This window comes from Streptococcus sp. HMSC074B11, from assembly GCF_001808705.1.
Classification (GTDB): Bacteria; Bacillota; Bacilli; order Lactobacillales; family Streptococcaceae; genus Streptococcus.
Genome location: NZ_KV794254.1, coordinates 1 through 17,669, shown reverse-complemented (window position 1 = coordinate 17,669; position 17,669 = coordinate 1). Strand labels below are relative to the sequence as shown.

The 17,669-nt window shown below is 40.8% G+C and carries 17 protein-coding genes; 14 read left to right on the top strand and 3 right to left on the bottom strand.

Annotated features, from left to right (window positions below):
* The first annotated feature begins 30 nt into the window (after nucleotides 1-30).
* Both HMPREF2619_RS03095 and HMPREF2619_RS03090 read left to right on the top strand, forming a co-directional pair.
* Nucleotides 31-1,269 carry a bifunctional folylpolyglutamate synthase/dihydrofolate synthase gene (locus tag HMPREF2619_RS03095; RefSeq protein WP_070458932.1) on the top strand — a complete coding sequence of 413 codons (1,239 nt, stop codon included), beginning with the start codon at nucleotides 31-33 and terminating at the stop codon, nucleotides 1,267-1,269.
* Between the two features lie 95 nt (nucleotides 1,270-1,364).
* The gene (locus HMPREF2619_RS03090; protein ID WP_060955123.1) at nucleotides 1,365-1,802 is read left to right on the top strand and encodes an SP_0198 family lipoprotein; all 438 of its coding nucleotides are present in this window, start codon (nucleotides 1,365-1,367) and stop codon (nucleotides 1,800-1,802) included.
* 129 nt (nucleotides 1,803-1,931) lie between these two features.
* Here HMPREF2619_RS03090 and HMPREF2619_RS03085 read toward each other — a convergent pair whose 3' ends face one another.
* Nucleotides 1,932-2,744, bottom strand: coding sequence for a Cof-type HAD-IIB family hydrolase (locus HMPREF2619_RS03085; protein ID WP_070458930.1), 813 nt, complete (start codon nucleotides 2,742-2,744; stop codon nucleotides 1,932-1,934).
* Between the two features lie 196 nt (nucleotides 2,745-2,940).
* Between HMPREF2619_RS03085 and HMPREF2619_RS03080 the strand changes: the two genes are divergently transcribed.
* From HMPREF2619_RS03080 to HMPREF2619_RS03045, 7 genes are all read left to right on the top strand, one after another.
* On the top strand, nucleotides 2,941-4,362 hold the full coding sequence (locus tag HMPREF2619_RS03080; RefSeq protein ID WP_070458928.1) for an NCS2 family permease: 1,422 nt from the start codon (nucleotides 2,941-2,943) through the stop codon (nucleotides 4,360-4,362).
* A gap of 86 nt (nucleotides 4,363-4,448) precedes the next feature.
* Nucleotides 4,449-4,892, top strand: coding sequence for a tRNA (adenosine(37)-N6)-threonylcarbamoyltransferase complex ATPase subunit type 1 TsaE (gene tsaE / locus HMPREF2619_RS03075; protein WP_070458934.1), 444 nt, complete (start codon nucleotides 4,449-4,451; stop codon nucleotides 4,890-4,892).
* Entirely contained in the window at nucleotides 4,882-5,403 is a 522-nt protein-coding gene (locus tag HMPREF2619_RS03070) for a GNAT family N-acetyltransferase (protein WP_049502851.1), read from the top strand. Before tsaE ends, HMPREF2619_RS03070 begins: the two co-directional genes overlap by 11 nt.
* Nucleotides 5,404-5,407: 4 nt before the next feature.
* The gene (gene brpA / locus HMPREF2619_RS03065) at nucleotides 5,408-6,445 is read left to right on the top strand and encodes a glycopolymer--peptidoglycan transferase LytR (protein ID WP_049502894.1); all 1,038 of its coding nucleotides are present in this window, start codon (nucleotides 5,408-5,410) and stop codon (nucleotides 6,443-6,445) included.
* Nucleotides 6,446-6,524: 79 nt separating this feature from the next.
* Complete coding sequence (locus HMPREF2619_RS03060; protein WP_070458926.1) at nucleotides 6,525-7,793, top strand: competence/damage-inducible protein A; 1,269 nt, start codon at nucleotides 6,525-6,527, stop codon at nucleotides 7,791-7,793.
* A gap of 41 nt (nucleotides 7,794-7,834) precedes the next feature.
* Entirely contained in the window at nucleotides 7,835-8,989 is a 1,155-nt protein-coding gene (recA, locus tag HMPREF2619_RS03055) for a recombinase RecA (RefSeq protein WP_070458923.1), read from the top strand.
* 334 nt (nucleotides 8,990-9,323) lie between these two features.
* The gene (locus tag HMPREF2619_RS03045; RefSeq protein WP_000415530.1) at nucleotides 9,324-9,518 is read left to right on the top strand and encodes a PspC domain-containing protein; all 195 of its coding nucleotides are present in this window, start codon (nucleotides 9,324-9,326) and stop codon (nucleotides 9,516-9,518) included.
* A gap of 206 nt (nucleotides 9,519-9,724) precedes the next feature.
* Here HMPREF2619_RS03045 and HMPREF2619_RS03040 read toward each other — a convergent pair whose 3' ends face one another.
* Nucleotides 9,725-10,279: a GNAT family N-acetyltransferase gene (locus HMPREF2619_RS03040; RefSeq protein ID WP_070458920.1), complete on the bottom strand. Its 555-nt coding sequence runs from the start codon at nucleotides 10,277-10,279 to the stop codon at nucleotides 9,725-9,727.
* Between the two features lie 109 nt (nucleotides 10,280-10,388).
* On the opposite strand from HMPREF2619_RS03040, the gene HMPREF2619_RS03035 reads away from it, so the two are divergent.
* Together HMPREF2619_RS03035 and HMPREF2619_RS03030 are read left to right on the top strand one after the other, a co-directional pair.
* A complete protein-coding gene (locus HMPREF2619_RS03035; RefSeq protein ID WP_070458919.1) occupies nucleotides 10,389-11,759 on the top strand; it encodes an MATE family efflux transporter in 1,371 nt (456 codons plus the stop codon).
* A gap of 96 nt (nucleotides 11,760-11,855) precedes the next feature.
* Nucleotides 11,856-12,572, top strand: a complete 717-nt coding sequence (locus tag HMPREF2619_RS03030) for a YebC/PmpR family DNA-binding transcriptional regulator (RefSeq protein ID WP_045762594.1) — start codon at nucleotides 11,856-11,858, stop codon at nucleotides 12,570-12,572.
* Between the two features lie 222 nt (nucleotides 12,573-12,794).
* Here HMPREF2619_RS03030 and HMPREF2619_RS03025 read toward each other — a convergent pair whose 3' ends face one another.
* A complete protein-coding gene (locus HMPREF2619_RS03025) occupies nucleotides 12,795-13,469 on the bottom strand; it encodes a CD20-like domain-containing protein (RefSeq protein WP_070458917.1) in 675 nt (224 codons plus the stop codon).
* Nucleotides 13,470-13,676: 207 nt separating this feature from the next.
* Here HMPREF2619_RS03025 and HMPREF2619_RS03015 point away from each other — a divergent pair, with 207 nt between their 5' ends.
* The 3 genes from HMPREF2619_RS03015 to HMPREF2619_RS03005 are packed head-to-tail and all read left to right on the top strand — an operon-like array spanning nucleotide 13,677 to nucleotide 17,641.
* Entirely contained in the window at nucleotides 13,677-14,138 is a 462-nt protein-coding gene (locus HMPREF2619_RS03015; protein WP_070458913.1) for a MarR family winged helix-turn-helix transcriptional regulator, read from the top strand.
* Nucleotides 14,122-15,891 carry an ABC transporter ATP-binding protein gene (locus HMPREF2619_RS03010; RefSeq protein ID WP_070458911.1) on the top strand — a complete coding sequence of 590 codons (1,770 nt, stop codon included), beginning with the start codon at nucleotides 14,122-14,124 and terminating at the stop codon, nucleotides 15,889-15,891. Before HMPREF2619_RS03015 ends, HMPREF2619_RS03010 begins: the two co-directional genes overlap by 17 nt.
* Entirely contained in the window at nucleotides 15,881-17,641 is a 1,761-nt protein-coding gene (locus HMPREF2619_RS03005) for an ABC transporter ATP-binding protein (protein ID WP_070458910.1), read from the top strand. The genes HMPREF2619_RS03010 and HMPREF2619_RS03005 overlap by 11 nt, the downstream gene beginning before the upstream one ends.
* Nucleotides 17,642-17,669: the final 28 nt, after the last annotated feature.

The window sequence follows — 17,669 nt, the reverse complement described above, 5'->3', positions numbered from 1 at the left end:
GGTCATGATTAAGGATTAAGGAGATTAAGCGTGTTTGAAGTAGAAAAATGGCTTCATAGTCGAATCGGTTTAAACTTTAGATCAGGTTTGGGGCGTATGCAGAGAGCGGTAGACTTGCTGGAAAACCCTGAGCAAGCCTATCCTATTATCCATGTTACAGGAACTAATGGCAAGGGGTCAACCATTGCCTTTATGAGAGAACTCTTTGTTTCTCATGGTAAGAAGGTGGGGACCTTTACTTCACCCCACATTGTTAGCATCCATGATCGGATTTGTATCAATGGTCAACCCATATCGGACGCAGACTTTATCCGTTTGGCAAATCAAGTTAAGGAAATGGAGCAAAGACTTCTAGAGACACATGATCAATTGTCTTTTTTTGAATTGTTAACAGTGATTGCTTTACTTTATTTTAAAGAACAAGGGGTTGATCTAGTTCTATTAGAAGTTGGGATTGGTGGCCTTCTTGATACCACTAATGTGGTGACTGGAGAGATTGCAGTTATTACATCAATCGGCCTAGATCACCAGGAGACCTTGGGAAATAGTCTGGAAGAAATCGCTGAACAGAAAGCAGGAATTTTTAAGCCAGAAAGAGTAGCAGTGATTGCAAACTTAGCTCCTGAAGCCCAGCTCGTTTGTCAAAAGATAGCAGAAGATTTAGATGTAACTCTCTACCAAGCTGACCGAGATTTTTCTTTCAAGAATGGTCATTTTTCTTCTTCTATTGCGAACTTGTCCCGACTAAAACTAGGTTTGGAAGGAGCTTATCAAGAGGAAAATGCCGCCCTTGCTTTGCAAGCATTTCTGTTGTTTATGACAGAGAGAGGTGAAAAGGTCAATGAGAAAGCTGTCCGGTTTGCTATGAAAACAACCAGCTGGGCTGGGAGGCTAGAAGCTGTTACGGAGCACATTTATCTAGATGGTGCCCACAATCTACCAGCCTTGGAGCGGTTAGTTGAATTTATCCAGGAAAAAATTCAGCAAGGATATCAACCTCAAATCCTTTTTGGAGCTTTAAAGCGTAAAGATTACAGTGGCATGCTTGGTTATCTGACAGATCATTTACCTGATACATCTCTCTATGTGACGAGCTTTGACTATCAGGGATCTTTGGAGGAGAAAGATTTGAGCGACTATCATAGAGTTGCTTCCTATCGAGACTTTATAGATGATTTTGAAAAGTCTGCAGGTGAGAAAGACTTACTGTTTGTTACAGGTTCCCTCTATTTTATATCTGAAGTTCGTGCCTACCTTATAAAAACATAGTTGCTTGATTGACCTTGTTTCCTTTATTTGATATAGTATAAGTAGAATAGTTCTGCAGTTTTTCTGCCTTTAGCTCCTGAAAGAAAGGAGACATTATGTCACTAAAAAAATTTACACTTTCTCTTGCTACTGTGGCAAGTCTTAGTCTCTTAGTTGCTTGTTCGCCAACAACGAAGTCGGCGCCGTCATCCCAAGCAAGTCCTAGCTCTGAAGTGAGCACTAGTCAAGTATCAGAAACCAGTACTTCTAGTTCTACTACTAGTGCAAAGACTGACACAACTACTAATATAGATGGGACCTACAAGGGACAAGACGAGGGTGATAGCATTACTCTTGTAGTCACTGGAAATACCGGAACGTGGACAGAAGTTGAAGCGAACGGAGATCAAGAGGTGAAGAAGGTGACCTTTGAACCAGAAAATCAGAGAGTCTTTATTGGAGACGATATCAAGATTTATGTGGCAGAAGAGAACCAGATTATTATCGATGACATGGACCGTGAGGCTTCAGATCGTATCGTTTTAAAGAAATAGACATCATTTGTTGGGATTTGGATCTGTAAAAGACGGATTCAAATCCTTTTTTTATTGACTTTGAGCTCAAAAAAATTCCATACTCTTAAGGTAGCTAATGCCTACCCCAAAAGTATAGAATGAGTGAAATTAAAGAAATCGTTCCTGTAAAAAGTGAGCGACGCCATCTTCTTCATTGGTCAATGGTAATTGCTCGTCTGCGAAAGGTAACAGAGCAGGATTAGCATTTTTCATGGCATAGCCTTTACTTGCAAAAGAAAGCATTTCTTGGTCATTGTGTTCGTCACCAAAGGCAATCAAATTCTGTTTGTCTATATTCATGACATTGAGAAGATATTCAAGGGCAAAGGCCTTGTGAACTCCTTTGGGAGTACATTCGAGAATGTTCAAAGGGCCACCCCAAGTGTTAATATTGAGTTGGTGCTTGTAGAAGCTGTTCATCTCTTCAGCTAGTGCATATTTGTCACTTGCACGAGTCTGCAATAAAATGCAGTTAGGATTCTTGGTGACAAGTTCGGAATTAAATTGATTTTCAGGTCTGAAGTTTTCAACACCAAACAACCTAGGGTCGGCAATCTCTTTGTCTGGAGCCGTAATGTAAAACTTTTTACGGTATTCACCAGCGATAAAGTCTGCCTCGATTTTCTCTTTTCGTTGAACCATATCTAAGAGATATTTTTTATCAACAGTCAGGCATTTTTCATGCTCCCAAACCTTACCAGGCAGGTGAGTGAGCGAACCATTGAAGTTAATCATAGGCGTTTCAAGTTCAAGCTGATCATAAAAATCTTTAGCCATACGATAAGGGCGACCAGTTGCGATAACAACTTGGTGGCCTTTTTTAGAGATTTTCTTAATCGTTTCAATAGTAAAATCAGAAAGTTTGCTTTCAGAGTTGAGCAAGGTTCCGTCCAAATCGACGGCAATCATTTTTTTAGTCATAAAATCCTCCCGAATCTAGTTTCAGATAAGATGTTTTCTATTATATCAGAAAGTGACTAGAAAAGCTGATAATAAGCGAAAATAGGGAGAATAATATCTCATAAGAATTTTTAAAATTAGAAAAAACATCTTGAAAAGATGAATGATTGGTGATATAATGGTAGTATTGTTCGTAAAATGACAAAGGAGATTAAAAATGGACAAACTATTTAAACTAAAAGAGCACGGGACAGATGTCCGTACAGAGGTGCTTGCTGGTTTAACAACTTTCTTTGCAATGAGTTATATTCTCTTTGTAAATCCTCAAATGCTTTCACAAACAGGAATGCCTGTTCAAGGTGTCTTCTTGGCTACAATCATTGGTTCTGTTGTGGGGACTTTGATGATGGCCTTCTATGCTAACTTACCATATGCGCAAGCTCCAGGTATGGGACTCAATGCCTTCTTCACATTTACCGTTGTATTTGGGATGGGTTATAAATGGCAAGAAGCTCTTGGGATGGTCTTCATCTGCGGGATTATTTCATTGATTATTACATTGACCAATGTTCGTAAAATGATTATTGAGTCTATTCCTACAACACTTCGTTCAGCGATTTCAGCTGGTATTGGGGTTTTCCTTGCTTATGTTGGAATTAAGAATGCTGGTCTCTTGAAATTCTCGATTGACCCGGGTACTTATACAGTAGCAGGTGAAGGAGCAGATAAGGCTCAAGCAGCACTTACTGCAAACTCAGCAGCTGTTCCAGGATTGGTAGACTTCAACACTCCAGCTGTCTTGGTAGCTCTTGCAGGTCTTGCCATTACTATCTTCTTCGTTGTTAAGGGAATCAAAGGCGGTATCATCCTTTCTATTTTGACAACGACAGTTCTTGCGATTGCTGTTGGTCTTGTTGATTTGTCTAGCATTGACTTTGCAAGCAACAATCTTTCATCAGCAGTTAACGACCTAGGAACTTTGTTTGGTGCTGCTCTTGGTTCAGAAGGATTGGGATCTCTGATTTCAAACACTTCTCGTTTGCCAGAAACCTTGATGGCCATTCTTGCTTTCTCATTGACAGATATTTTTGATACTATCGGTACTCTTATCGGTACTGGTGAAAAAGTTGGTATCATTGCAACAAGTGGTGAAAACCATGAGTCAGCTAAATTGGATAAAGCTCTTTACTCTGACTTGGTGGCAACTTCAGTTGGTGCCATTGCAGGTACTTCAAACGTTACGACTTATATCGAATCAGCAGCAGGTATTGGTGCTGGTGGACGTACAGGTTTGACAGCTTTAGTAGTTGCGATCTGTTTTGCCTTATCAAGCTTCTTTAGCCCACTTCTAGCTATTGTACCTTCAGCTGCGACAGCACCAATTTTGATTATCGTCGGAATTATGATGCTCTCTAACTTGAAAAACATTCCTTGGGATGATATGGCTGAAGCTGTTCCAGCTTTCTTCACATCTATCTTTATGGGATTCAGCTACTCAATCACACAAGGGATTGCCGTTGGTTTCTTAACTTATACTTTGACGAAGGTTGTCAAAGGTCAAGTGAAAGATGTGCATGTCATGATTTGGATTTTGGATGCCTTGTTTATCTTGAACTACATCAGTATGGCTCTTAACTAATGACAAAAACTAAAAAAGAGGGGAGTCTCCCCCTTTTTTTGTTGATGGAAATATCACAAAATAAAACTTTTTGGTATAATAATTACATGTACACAAAAAATGAAGATGAGTTGGTTGCACTTGGGGAAAAGCTAGGGCACTTGTTAGAACAAAATGATGTGTTGATTTTGACTGGTGAATTAGGTGCTGGGAAAACAACGCTAACAAAGGGTCTGGCTAAGGGATTAGGCATTCATCAAATGATTAAGAGTCCTACTTATACCATTGTTAGAGAATATGAAGGACGTCTACCCTTGTATCACTTAGATGTTTATCGCATCGAAGGGGATGCAGATTCTATCGACTTGGATGAATTTCTTTTTGGTTCAGGTGTAACGGTTATTGAGTGGGGACATCTATTGGGGGAAAATCTTCCATCAGATTATCTGGAGTTAGAAATCCTTAAAAAAGATGAGGGCCGAGAAATCGTCTTTCATGCTCATGGCCAAAGAGCGACAGAACTTTTGAAAGGATTGACGGATGGAGTATGATCTTTTAATCCGTGAAGCGGAAACCCAGGATGCTTCAGAAGTCATTGCTCTCTTGGATCAGATTGGTCAAGAGTCTAATTTTACCAGTCTGGATGAAAATGGAATTGCAATGACTGAGTCTGAGATGCAACATTTTTTGGACAAGCAGGCCCAGTCGGATAATCAAATTACCCTACTCGCTTTTTTGAATGATGAGTTAGTAGGAATCATCAATATAACAGCTGATCAACGTCCACGAGTCCGTCATATTGGAGATGTCTTTTTAGGAATAAAAAAAGCTTACTGGGGAAATGGTCTCGGTAGTGTCCTGATGGAAGAAGCTATTGAATGGGCCAAATCAAGTGATAGTATTCGACGTCTACAATTGACAGTTCAAAAAAGAAATCTTGCTGCGGTGCATCTGTATGAAAAAATGGGCTTTATCATAGAAGGATTACAGGAACGTGGCGCTTGTATAGAAGGAGGAGAGTTTCTAGATGTTTACCTGATGGGTCAACTGATAGATGAATAAAAGTATGGCAAAAAAGATAATCGGAATGTTTTTAGGCTTTGTTCTTGTGACAGTACTTGGTGTGGGAGCTTATGCCTATACGATCTACCAACAGAGTACACAGACTTTGGCTAAAACCTATAAAAAAATCGGTGAAGAAACCAAGGTCATTGAAGCGACCGAACCTCTGACGATTTTGCTTATGGGCGTGGACACAGGGAATGTTGAACGTACAGATCCATGGGCTGGTAATAGTGATTCAATGATCTTGGTGACGGTGAATCCTAAAACCAAGAAGACAGTCATGATGAGTTTGGAGCGTGATATTCTCACACAAATCCAGCAGCCAGATGGTAGTGTAATAGAGGCTAAACTCAATGCCGCCTATGCCAATGGTGGAGCAGAGTTGTCTATTTCAACGATTCAAAAAATGATGAATATCCATATCGACCGCTATGTGATGGTCAATATGCATGGACTTCAAAGAATGGTTGATGCTGTGGGTGGTATTACAGTGAACAACACTCTAGGTTTCCCAATCTCTATCCAAGATCAGGAACCATTTAATACGATTTCTATCGGTGTTGGCGAACAGAAGCTAAATGGTGAAGAAGCCCTTGTTTATTCACGTATGCGTTATCAGGATCCAGAAGGAGACTATGGTCGTCAAAAACGTCAGCGTGAAGTGATTCAAAAAGTTGTCGAGAAGATTCTTAGTTTGAATAGTGTGAGTCACTATCAAGAGATTCTGAAGGCTCTTAGCGATAATATGCAGACAAATATCGAAATTACAACGACAACGATTCCTCAGTTGATGGGTTATCAAGATTCATTTAAAAATATTGAGTCTCAACAATTGCGTGGAGAAGATGCAATGCTTCAAGGGACATCTTACCAAATCGTGACATCTGAGCATATGTTAGAGATGCAAAATCTTTTACGCCGTTCGCTCGGGCAACCAGAGGTTACGAATTTGGAGACTAATGTAGTCTTGTATGAGAATCTTTATGGTCAGGGTCAGTTGCCTCAATCTACTAGTGTTGCAGTAGAAGAATTAGAATAATAGGAAACTATTCATCAAATCGTAGGAATTATCCTGCGATTTTTTCAAAGAAATCCGAATAGGTAAGTAGGAGGAAAAAATGAAAGCAGAAATTATAGCTGTTGGAACAGAGATTTTGACAGGTCAGATTGTCAATACCAATGCGCAATTCTTGTCTGAAAAGTTGGCTGAAATCGGTGTAGATGTCTATTTTCAGACGGCCGTAGGAGATAACGAGGCTCGTCTCTTATCCTTGTTAGAAATTGCTCAGAATCGTAGTAGTCTAGTTATTTTAACAGGTGGCTTGGGGCCAACGGAAGATGATTTGACCAAGCAAACTTTAGCCCAATTTTTAGGACGTGACTTGACTTTTGATCCTCAGGCTCAGGCTAAGCTGGATGACTTTTTTGCTCACCGACCAGACTATGCTAGAACTCCAAATAATGAACGCCAGGCTCAAATCGTTCAAGGTTCAACTCCATTACCAAACGAAACAGGGCTGGCAGTCGGTGGCCTGATCGAGGTGGCTGGGGTAACCTACGTCGTTCTACCAGGACCTCCAAGTGAATTGAAACCTATGGTCTTAAATGAGTTGCTTCCGAGATTGACAACGGGCTCTATGCTCTATTCACGTGTGCTACGTTTTTTTGGGATTGGTGAGAGCCAGCTAGTGACCATTCTATCAGATTTGATTGACCAGCAGACGGATCCAACCTTGGCACCTTATGCTAAAACTGGGGAAGTGACCCTTCGCTTATCGACCAAGGCTAAGAGTCAAGAAGAAGCGGATCGTGTTCTAGATATTTTAGAACAAAAAATCCTTGAAAGAGAAACCTTTGAGGGTGTTTCACTTCGAGAAATTTGCTATGGCTATGGGGAAGAAACCAGCTTGGCTAGCCTGGTAGTAGAAGAGTTGAAAAAGCAAAAGAAAACCATCACTGCAGCAGAAAGCTTGACTGCAGGTCTTTTTCAAGCTACTTTGGCAGATTTTTCAGGTGTATCTGCTATTTTTAAAGGTGGTTTTGTGACTTATAGCCTTGAAGAAAAAGCAAAAATGCTTGATATTCCACAGGCTGAATTGGAAAAATATGGAGTTGTATCGGCTTTTACTGCTGAAAAAATGGCTGAACAGGCGCGAATCAAGACCCAGTCAGATTTTGGAATTAGTTTGACAGGAGTGGCTGGACCAGATAGCCTAGAAGGTCATCCAGCAGGTACAGTCTTTATCGCTTTGGCGCAAGCCTCGGGTACAGAAGTTATCCAGGCTAATATCGCAGGTAGAAGTCGTGCAGATGTGCGAGAAATTGCAGTCCTACATGCCTTTAACCTAGTTCGCAAAGCTTTATTAAGTGCTGGAGATTTGTTATAATAGAAGAAGGTCTAAGGACTATTAGAATACAGGAGAATAAAATGGCGAAAAAACCAACAAAAAAATTAGACGAAATTGGCAAAAAATTCGGTGCTGATCGTGAAAAAGCCTTGAACGATGCCCTTAAATTGATTGAAAAAGATTTTGGTAAAGGGTCAATCATGCGCTTGGGTGAACGTGCAGAGCAAAAGGTTCAAGTGATGAGTTCAGGTTCTTTGGCTCTTGATATCGCACTCGGATCAGGTGGTTATCCAAAGGGACGTATCATTGAAATCTACGGACCAGAGTCATCAGGTAAGACAACAGTAGCCCTTCATGCGGTAGCGCAAGCCCAAAAAGAAGGCGGAATTGCTGCCTTTATCGATGCAGAGCACGCTCTTGATCCAGCTTATGCAGCAGCGCTTGGAGTTAATATCGATGAATTGCTCTTGTCACAACCAGACTCAGGTGAGCAAGGTCTTGAAATTGCTGGGAAATTGATTGACTCAGGTGCGGTTGACCTTGTTGTTATCGACTCAGTTGCTGCCCTTGTACCTCGTGCGGAAATCGATGGGGATATCGGAGATAGCCACGTTGGTCTTCAAGCTCGTATGATGAGCCAGGCTATGCGTAAACTCGGAGCTTCTATCAATAAGACAAAAACGATTGCTATCTTTATCAACCAATTGCGTGAAAAAGTAGGGGTTATGTTTGGTAATCCAGAAACAACTCCTGGTGGACGTGCTCTTAAATTTTATGCTTCTGTCCGTTTGGATGTTCGAGGAAGCACACAAATCAAGGGAACTGGTGACCAAAAAGATACGAGCGTAGGTAAGGAAACCAAGATTAAGGTTGTTAAAAACAAGGTGGCTCCACCATTTAAAGAAGCCTTTGTTGAAATCATGTATGGTGAAGGGATTTCAAGAACTGGTGAGCTTTTGAAGATTGCAAGTGATCTTGACATCATCAAGAAAGCAGGAGCATGGTACTCTTATAAAGACGAAAAGATCGGTCAAGGTTCTGAAAATGCTAAGAAATACTTGGCAGATCATCCAGAAATCTTTGACGAGATTGACCACCAAGTTCGTGTCAAGTTTGGCTTGATTGAAGATGATGCAGTGGCCGATGAAAATGTTGCACCTGTGGAATCAGAAGTAGCCAATCAAGAAGTGACTCTTGACCTTGGCGATGATCTTGAAATCGAAATTGAAGATTAAAAAGTAAAAGTGGTGGAGGCATCCCCACTTTTTCTGTTATCGTGGACTAATACTCAATGAAAATCAAAGAGCAAACTAGGAAGCAAGCCGCAGGTTGCTCAAAGCACTGCTTTGAGGTTGTAGATGAAACTGACGAAGTCAGTAACCATACATACGACAAGGCGACGCTGACGTGGTTTGAATTTGATTTTCGAAGAGTATAAAGAACTGAAACAATGAGAGTATATAGTTTGCTAAAACTAGCATCTTCTGATAAAAAGTAGAAAGACTATTGAAAAAGATTTGATTTGATGATAAAATAAATTAAAAGAAAAATTAGTATAAGGAGATTGTTATGGAAAAACGTTTAGTTCGTAATGTTCAAGATAAAAAAATTGCAGGTGTTTGTGCAGGTCTTGCCGACTATTTTGATATTGACCCTACTCTGGTTCGTGCACTTTGGATCCTCTTCACTTTGTTAGGTGGTTCAGGAGTGCTTGCTTATATCATTCTATGGGTTATTATGCCTGAAGCAGGAACAGAGGCGTAAACTTTGTGACATCTTTATAAGATAAATCATGATAAGGCTGAGACAAAATTGTTTCAGCCTTATTTATGATGTGCTGGGGAAAGTTTTATCAAATTTTCTTCTTAATTTATTCTGAAATAACAAAAAATCACCTACGACAGGTGATTGTATATTGGTTACAGAGAAAATTACAAATCTTTAATGGAGACTCAAGGTTGCCATCCAGACTAGTGTTCACTAAAGCGACGGTACTCGATGTGGAAGTCAAAATAATTTTCTTCTTGTAATTTTTGAAAGATATCACGGTAGGCTTCTTCATCAAAATGGTCACCGCGATATAGAATCTCAAAACTAAGACCTTCGTACTCCAAAAAAGCATTAGCTGTTTTGAAGCCGTTTTGTAGGTAGAAGTCCATGCGAGATTTTCGTTGTTCAAGATTATCACAGTCTTCGTCCAATCGCTCCACTTCAAGAATCATGGTGCGCTGGTAAAAATCAATCAGTTTTTCAATAATTTCTCTCCCGTAGCCATGACTGCGGAGATGGGGCATAATGGCAAAAAAGCTGATGTAGAATGCTTTTTGATTGGCAATAGCAAAAGCGAAGCCAACAAATTCTTCCTCGTTATAAAAAGCGAAAAAGTGAGCGTCATCCCTATCTTGGTAACGTAAAAATTCTTCCAAAGGTACCCTTTCTTCTTCAGGAAAGGCTTCCTTGTTTAATTGGTCAACTTTTTCAAGATCTGGGAATACATCTGTAATTAACTGGCTGGTTAAGGTCATACCTAACCTCCTTTTCTGTCATGATTATACCAGATTGTCTGTATATAGGCAACGCTTTCTTATTCAAACTCTCTTGTTCCCCTACTAGAAAGCTGATATAATAAGCTTTATGAATAAAAAATCAACGGTGGACCTGATTCATGGTCCCATTCTTCCTTCACTGATTAGTTTTGCATTACCGATTTTACTGTCCAATATCTTTCAGCAACTTTATAATACGGCTGATATTTTGATTGTTGGACGTTTTCTAGGGCCAGACTCCTTGGCGGCTGTTGGGGCAACAACGGCTATCTTTGACTTGATTATCGGCTTTGCCCTCGGTGTTGGAAATGGGATGGGTGTTGTTATTGCACGTCTTTATGGCGCTCGTAATTTTGAAAAGATTAAGGAAGCTGTCGCAGCAACTTGGATTTTAGGGATTATCTTGAGTGTGCTTGTCATGTTGATGGGCTTTTTTGGTCTTTATCCACTCTTACAGTACCTAGAAACACCTGCAGAAATTCTCCCTCAGTCCTATGAATACATCTCCATGATTGTCAGCTGTGTGGGAGTTAGCTTTGCTTATAATCTCTTTGCAGGTTTGCTACGCTCTGTTGGTGATAGCCTTGCTGCGCTTGGTTTTCTTATTTTCTCAGCCATCGTTAATGTCATTCTGGATTTGTATTTTATTACACAATTGCAGTTGGGAGTTCAGTCTGCAGGTCTTGCAACCATTATATCCCAGGGTTTGTCAGCTATCCTTTGTTATTTCTATATCCGAAAGAGTGTTCCAGAGCTCCTTCCTAGGTTGAAGGATTTTAAATGGAATAAGGCCCTCTATATTGATCTTTTGGAGCAGGGGCTAGCCATGGGCTTGATGGGTTCAATCGTCTCTGTCGGAAGTGTTATTTTGCAATCCTCTGTCAATAGTTTTGGAGCAGTCATTATCAGTGCTCAGACAGCAGCACGCCGAATCATGGCCTTTGCCTTATTGCCAATGACGGCTATCTCAGCATCGATGACGACTTTTATCTCTCAAAACTTTGGTGCAAAACGTCCAGATCGCATTGTCCACGGTCTTCGACTAGGGAGTTATATCAGTATGGCTTGGGCAAGCTTTGCTTGTGTATTCCTATTTTTTGCAAGTCCTAGCCTGGTTTCTTTCCTAGCGAGTTCGACAGACGGTTACTTGATTGAAAATGGGGCTTTGTACCTACGCATCAGTTCGGTATTCTATCCGTTTTTGAGTCTTTTATTGATCTATAGAAATAGCTTGCAGGGTCTCGGTCAAAAATTCTTGCCACTTGTATCAAGCTTTATCGAGTTTTTTGGGAAAATTATTTTCGTCGCTTGGATTATTCCTTGGATAGGTTATACAGGTGTGATTCTATGTGAGCCCCTTCTCTGGCTAGTTATGACTGCCCAACTTTACTTCTCACTTTCCAAACATCCATGGATCAAAGAAGGCAAAAAACTCTTGGCTACTGGCGGGAAATCCTAGCTTAATTTACTAAAGAAAATCCGTTTCCTCTAGTGAAAATCGGATAGACTTGTGTTATAATAAGAAAGATTAAAATGTGAAAAAAGGAGATTCCTAATGGGACGTAAATGGGCCAATATCGTAGCTAAGAAAACGGCTAAAGATGGAGCTAACTCTAAAGTATATGCAAAATTTGGTGTAGAAATCTATGTAGCAGCTAAAAAAGGTGAGCCAGATCCAGAACTAAACACTGCTTTGAAATTCGTTATCGATCGTGCCAAACAAGCGCAAGTGCCAAAACACGTTATTGATAAAGCTATCGATAAAGCAAAAGGAAACACAGACGAAACCTTTACAGAAGGACGTTACGAAGGATTCGGACCAAATGGTTCTATGTTGATCGTTGATACTTTGACTTCAAACGTTAACCGTACAGCTGCCAACGTGCGTGCTGCCTTTGGTAAAAACGGTGGGAACATGGGAGCTTCAGGTTCTGTATCTTACCTATTTGACAACAAAGGTGTTATCGTCTTTGCAGGTGAAGATGCTGATGCTATCTTTGAACTCTTGCTTGAAGCAGATGTCGATGTAGACGATGTAGAAGCAGAAGAAGGAACAATCACTGTTTACACAGCTCCAACTGATCTTCACAAGGCTATCGTTGCTTTGCGTGAATCTGGTATTGAAGAATTCCAAGTAACTGAATTGGAAATGATTCCTCAATCAGAAGTTGAGTTGTCAGGTGAAGATTTGGAAACATTTGAAAAACTCTACGGAGTCCTTGAAGACGACGAAGACGTACAAAAAATCTACACAAACGTAGACGGATTCTAAGAATAAAAATAACCCCTTTGAACATTCAATATTTTCAAGGGGTTTGTTTATCTTGTTATGACAAAAGGGGTAAGAAAGAGACAAAGATTTCTTTTGCTCAAAACGTTATTAGCAATCTATAATTGTCCATAATCCAATGGATTGTGGAAATATCCTGGTGTTGGGATTTAGAAATCGAGACTTGGTCTACCGATTGTTATTCCCGGCACCTTTTTAGTTATGTTAAACTTTCACTCCAGAATTAGATTGTTCTTTTCGGTCCAGTCCGACAGCAAATTTACGGATTAGAAGAAACTGGCCATTTTCCTGCTTAACAAACGTGAGCACAACTGTCTTAGGATCTGAACTGATGGAGAGATAGGTGATTCTTTTTATTTCATAGTCTCCCATAACTGAATCTGTTTCTGAATCTGGGATTCCGTGTTTCCTGATAATATCTTTGTAGTTGCTGCCTCCCTTCCCGCTATTAGAAGTGTCCCCTTCTACCAAGGCATCGAACTGTTCCTGGCTCCAAGTGAAGAATTCAGTATCTTCCTCATCATCTTCCTCACCTGTACTACTATCAGGAAGTTCATCATACTCCTCAGTATTAGTTGAAAAAGTGATGTTTCTATAGGGGTGACTAAAGGTTCTGGCGAAATCAGTAAAGATATTAGTAGATAGAACTTGAGTTATTAAAACAAGGACAATGGAAATAAGACCTAAGGTTGTTCCGATGATAGCCAATGTTTTACGGTTTCTGATATTGATGGCAATACCAAAAACTCCTAAAATCAAAGTGGCAATGGCAAGGAAAAATGATAGGATGTTGACGATAGGTATCCAAGAACCAAGAAGCGCCAGGGCTCCAAAGATGATGGCAAGGATTCCTAAGAGTTTCTGTTCTTTTTGTTTCATGTGTGAATTTCTCATTTCTAGTAAACTGGATTCGTATCTTTGTGAGATAGTGTTTATTATAGATAAAATAAGAGCTTATGTCAATTTCTGCTTAGATAGTTCTCAAGGAAACTTTTTTCTTGACATCTTATTTGAAAATGATAAAATAGTTCCCATGGAAACCAATTGGTTCTCGTGAGAACTATTTATGTGTAAAAAGGAGCAATCATGGATAAGCCGATGTTAGCTTTTAAACGTTTTGGTCATCAGGTTCACCTTATGGTGCAAAAGGAAGCTAAGCGTTGTGGTATTGAATTTATGGGTGGACCGCAAGGGCAGGTCCTTCGTTTTTTAGACTGCCGTGAGCAGGATCAAGAATTGACGCTTATCAAGGATATTGAACAAGAACTCAATGTCACCAAGTCAGTTGCCAGTAATTTAGTGAAGCGCATGGTGCAAAATGGTTTGGTGGAGTTGGAGGCAAGTCCAAGTGATAAACGGGCAAAATTTGTTCATTTGACTGAAAAATCTCGCTCTCAAATGAAGCAGGTCAAGTCTTTCTTTGATCGAATTGACCGCAGTTTACTCGATGGAGTATCTGAGGAAAAACTAGCTATTTTTGAGGAAGTCATGGCTCAACTACAAGCCAATGTAGAAAAAATAGGAGGGGAAGATGAAGAAACTCGCTAAGCGTATCACAGGAAAAGAGTGGGGAATGATTCTCCTGACTGTACTCTTTACCTGTTTCTCGGTCTATCTAGAGTTAGAAGTACCGACTTACATTTCAGAAATTACTGCATTACTTGGAACACCAGGGACGCAGTTGGATGCACTTTGGTCACCAGCTATTAAGATGATGGGCTTGTCACTCTTGGCCTTCCTATCATCTGTCACAGTTGGATTTTTTGCAGCTCGCGTTGCAGCATCCTACACGGCTCATCTGCGTAGTGATATTTTTAATCGTGTCTTGGATTATTCTCAGACAGAAATCAAACGATTCTCTATTCCTAGTCTTTTGACTCGGACGACCAATGATATTACGCAGATTCAAATGCTCTTTACTATGGGACTCCAAGTGGTCACTCGAGGGCCTATTATGGCTATCTGGGCCATTGGAAAAATCCTTGGCAAATCTGAATACTGGCTCTGGGCAGTAGTGGTTGCTGTTATCGTCAATGTTCTGATGACAACAGTTCTCATGACTCTAGCCTTTCCAAAACAATCTGTCATCCAGAAATTGACAGATAAACTCAATAGTATCACTCGTGAAAGCTTGACAGGGATACGAGTGGTTCGTGCTTACAATGCTGAAGATTATCAAGATAAGAAATTTGAAGAGGCCAATGATGAGGTGACTCGTCTCAATCTCTTTGTCAACCGTTTGATGGCTATTATGAATCCTATTATGATGGCGATTTCGAGCGGTTTGAGTCTAGCCATTTATTGGATTGGTGCCTATATCATCAATGATGCTAGCCTGACAGACCGTCTACCACTCTTTAGTGATATGGTGGTCTTCATGTCTTATGCCATGCAGGTCGTGATGGGCTTCTTGCTCATGGGTGCTCTTTTTATCGTCCTTCCTCGTACCTTGGTTTCTGCAGGACGTATCAATCAAGTGCTAGACTTGCATTCTTCTATTGAAAATCCTAGTCAACCACAGACTGCAGAAGCATCTGTAAAAGGTCAAGTGGAATTCCGTGATGTCACCTTCCGCTATTCTAAAAACTCAGAAGCAGTTGTGGAACATGTTAGCTTCAAGGCAGAAGCTGGTCAAACAGTTGCCTTTATCGGATCAACTGGTTCTGGTAAATCTACGCTTGTGAACCTCTTGCCTCGTTTTTATGATGTATCTGATGGGGAAATCCTAGTAGACGGCGTCAATGTGCAGGATTATGACTTGGAAGACTTGCGGAATAAAGTCGGCTATATCCCACAAAAAGCTGTTCTATTCTCAGGAGATGTCAAGGGGAATCTAGACTTTGGTAAGAGTCCAGAAACGCCACTAAGTGAGACTGCCATGTGGCAAGCTTTGGAATTGGCTCAATCTAAGAATTTTATAGAGGATAAGGAAGCAGGCCTAGACTCCGAAGTGGCCCAAGGTGGGACCAACTTCTCAGGAGGACAAAGACAACGTTTGGCCATTGCGCGTGCCTTGGCTCGTAAGCCAGAGATTCTCATTTTTGATGATTCATTCTCAGCCTTGGACTACAAGACAGACCGTATCTTGCGCCAAGAACTAGCTGAAAAAACGCAATCTATGACTAAGTTAATCGTTGCCCAACGTATTTCAACAATCATGGATGCAGACCTGATCTTAGTATTGGATCAAGGTAAAGTCGTGGGGCAAGGCACCCACAAGGAACTTCTTGCAACCAACGAAGTTTACCAAGAAATTGCCTATTCACAACTATCGAAGGAGGAATTGGAACATGGAAAATAAGAAGACGTCCCTTTGGAAACAATACAAACCTTTTCTAGCAGGTCTCCAACTTCCTCTACTAGTAGCTGTCGTGGCTGCTGTATGTTCAAGTATTGTCACTGTTTATGGACCAACTAAGATTAAGGAAATCACCAACTTGATTTCAGATGGTTTGGCTACAGAAATCGATTTGGTAGCTGTGTCAAGTATCGCCAGCTTTTTAGCTGTTTTGTATGTGCTTGGTGCCATTCTCAACTATACGCAAGCCTATATCTTTTCAACGAGTATCCAACATTTTTCAAAACGCTTGCGGACGGCCATTGCTGAAAAAATTAATCGTCTGCCACTTGCTTATTTTGACCGTCATTCTCAAGGGGACACCCTTTCTCGTGTGACCAATGACGTTGATACAGCAGCACAATCCCTCAACCAAAGTCTAGGGACCGTTATCTCAGCTAGCTTCTTGCTAATCGCTGTTTTGATTACCATGTTTGGCATGAACTGGATTTTGGCATTGGTAACAGTTGTTTCAACCCTTGTAGGTTTTGCGGCTGTTTCAGTCATTATGGCCAAGTCACAAGGCTACTTTAAAGCTCAACAAAACAATCTAGCAGCTGTCAATGGTTATGTGGAAGAAATGTACTCAGGTCACAATGTGGTGACCAGCTATAACGCTGTGGACACCACTAAAGAAACATTCGCAGGATTGAATCAAGACCTACATGATAGTATTTGGAAATCTCAATTTATTTCTGGAATCATGATGCCAGCAATGATCTTTGTTGGAAACTTTAGCTATGTTTTGGTAATCATCGTCGGTGCAGTCCTAGCTCTTGAAGGGTATATCAGTATCGGGATTATTGTAGCCTTCATGGTTTATGTTCGAACCTTCTCGCAACCCTTATCACAGATTGCCCAAGGAATTACCAGCTTACAACAAGCTAGTGCAGCCATGACTCGTGTCTTCGAATTTCTAGGTGAAGAAGAAATGGAAGATGAATCTCATAAGGAAAGACAATTGACCAACATGAAGGGTGAAGTAATCTTCGACAGAGTTTCATTTGGCTACACACCGGAGCGAACGATCATTCACGACTTTTCTGCGACAGCTCATGCAGGTCAAAAGGTTGCCATTGTTGGACCAACTGGAGCTGGGAAGACGACCATTGTTAACCTCTTGATGAAATTCTATGAGATTGATAAGGGGAGTATTCGCATTGATGGTGTAGATACCAAGGCTATGAAGCGCTCAGAAGTACACGATGCCTTTTCAATGGTCTTGCAGGATACCTGGCTCTTTGAAGGAACCATTCGTGACAATCTCATCTACAATCAAACAGGTATCAGTGATGAAGGTGTTATTGAAGCTGCCAAAGCAGTAGGAATCCACCACTTCATCACAACCTTACCTGATGGATACGATACTGTTTTGGATGATACAGTGACCCTGTCAGTCGGACAGAAACAACTCTTGACCATTGCTCGTGCTCTGCTCAAGGATGCTCCGCTCTTGATTCTGGACGAAGCAACATCCTCAGTCGATACTCGTACGGAGGAGTTGATTCAAAAGGCTATGGACCGTTTGATGGAGGGACGCACATCCTTTGTGATTGCCCATCGCTTGTCAACGATCCGCAATGCTGACTTGATTCTGGTCATGAAAGAAGGAAACATCATTGAGCAAGGCAATCATGAAGAGCTTATGGCTCAAGGTGGTTTCTATGCAGACCTCTACAATAGTCAATTTACAGAAGACCGAGCAGAAGAATAAATCATGACCACCCGTCTAACGGGTGGTT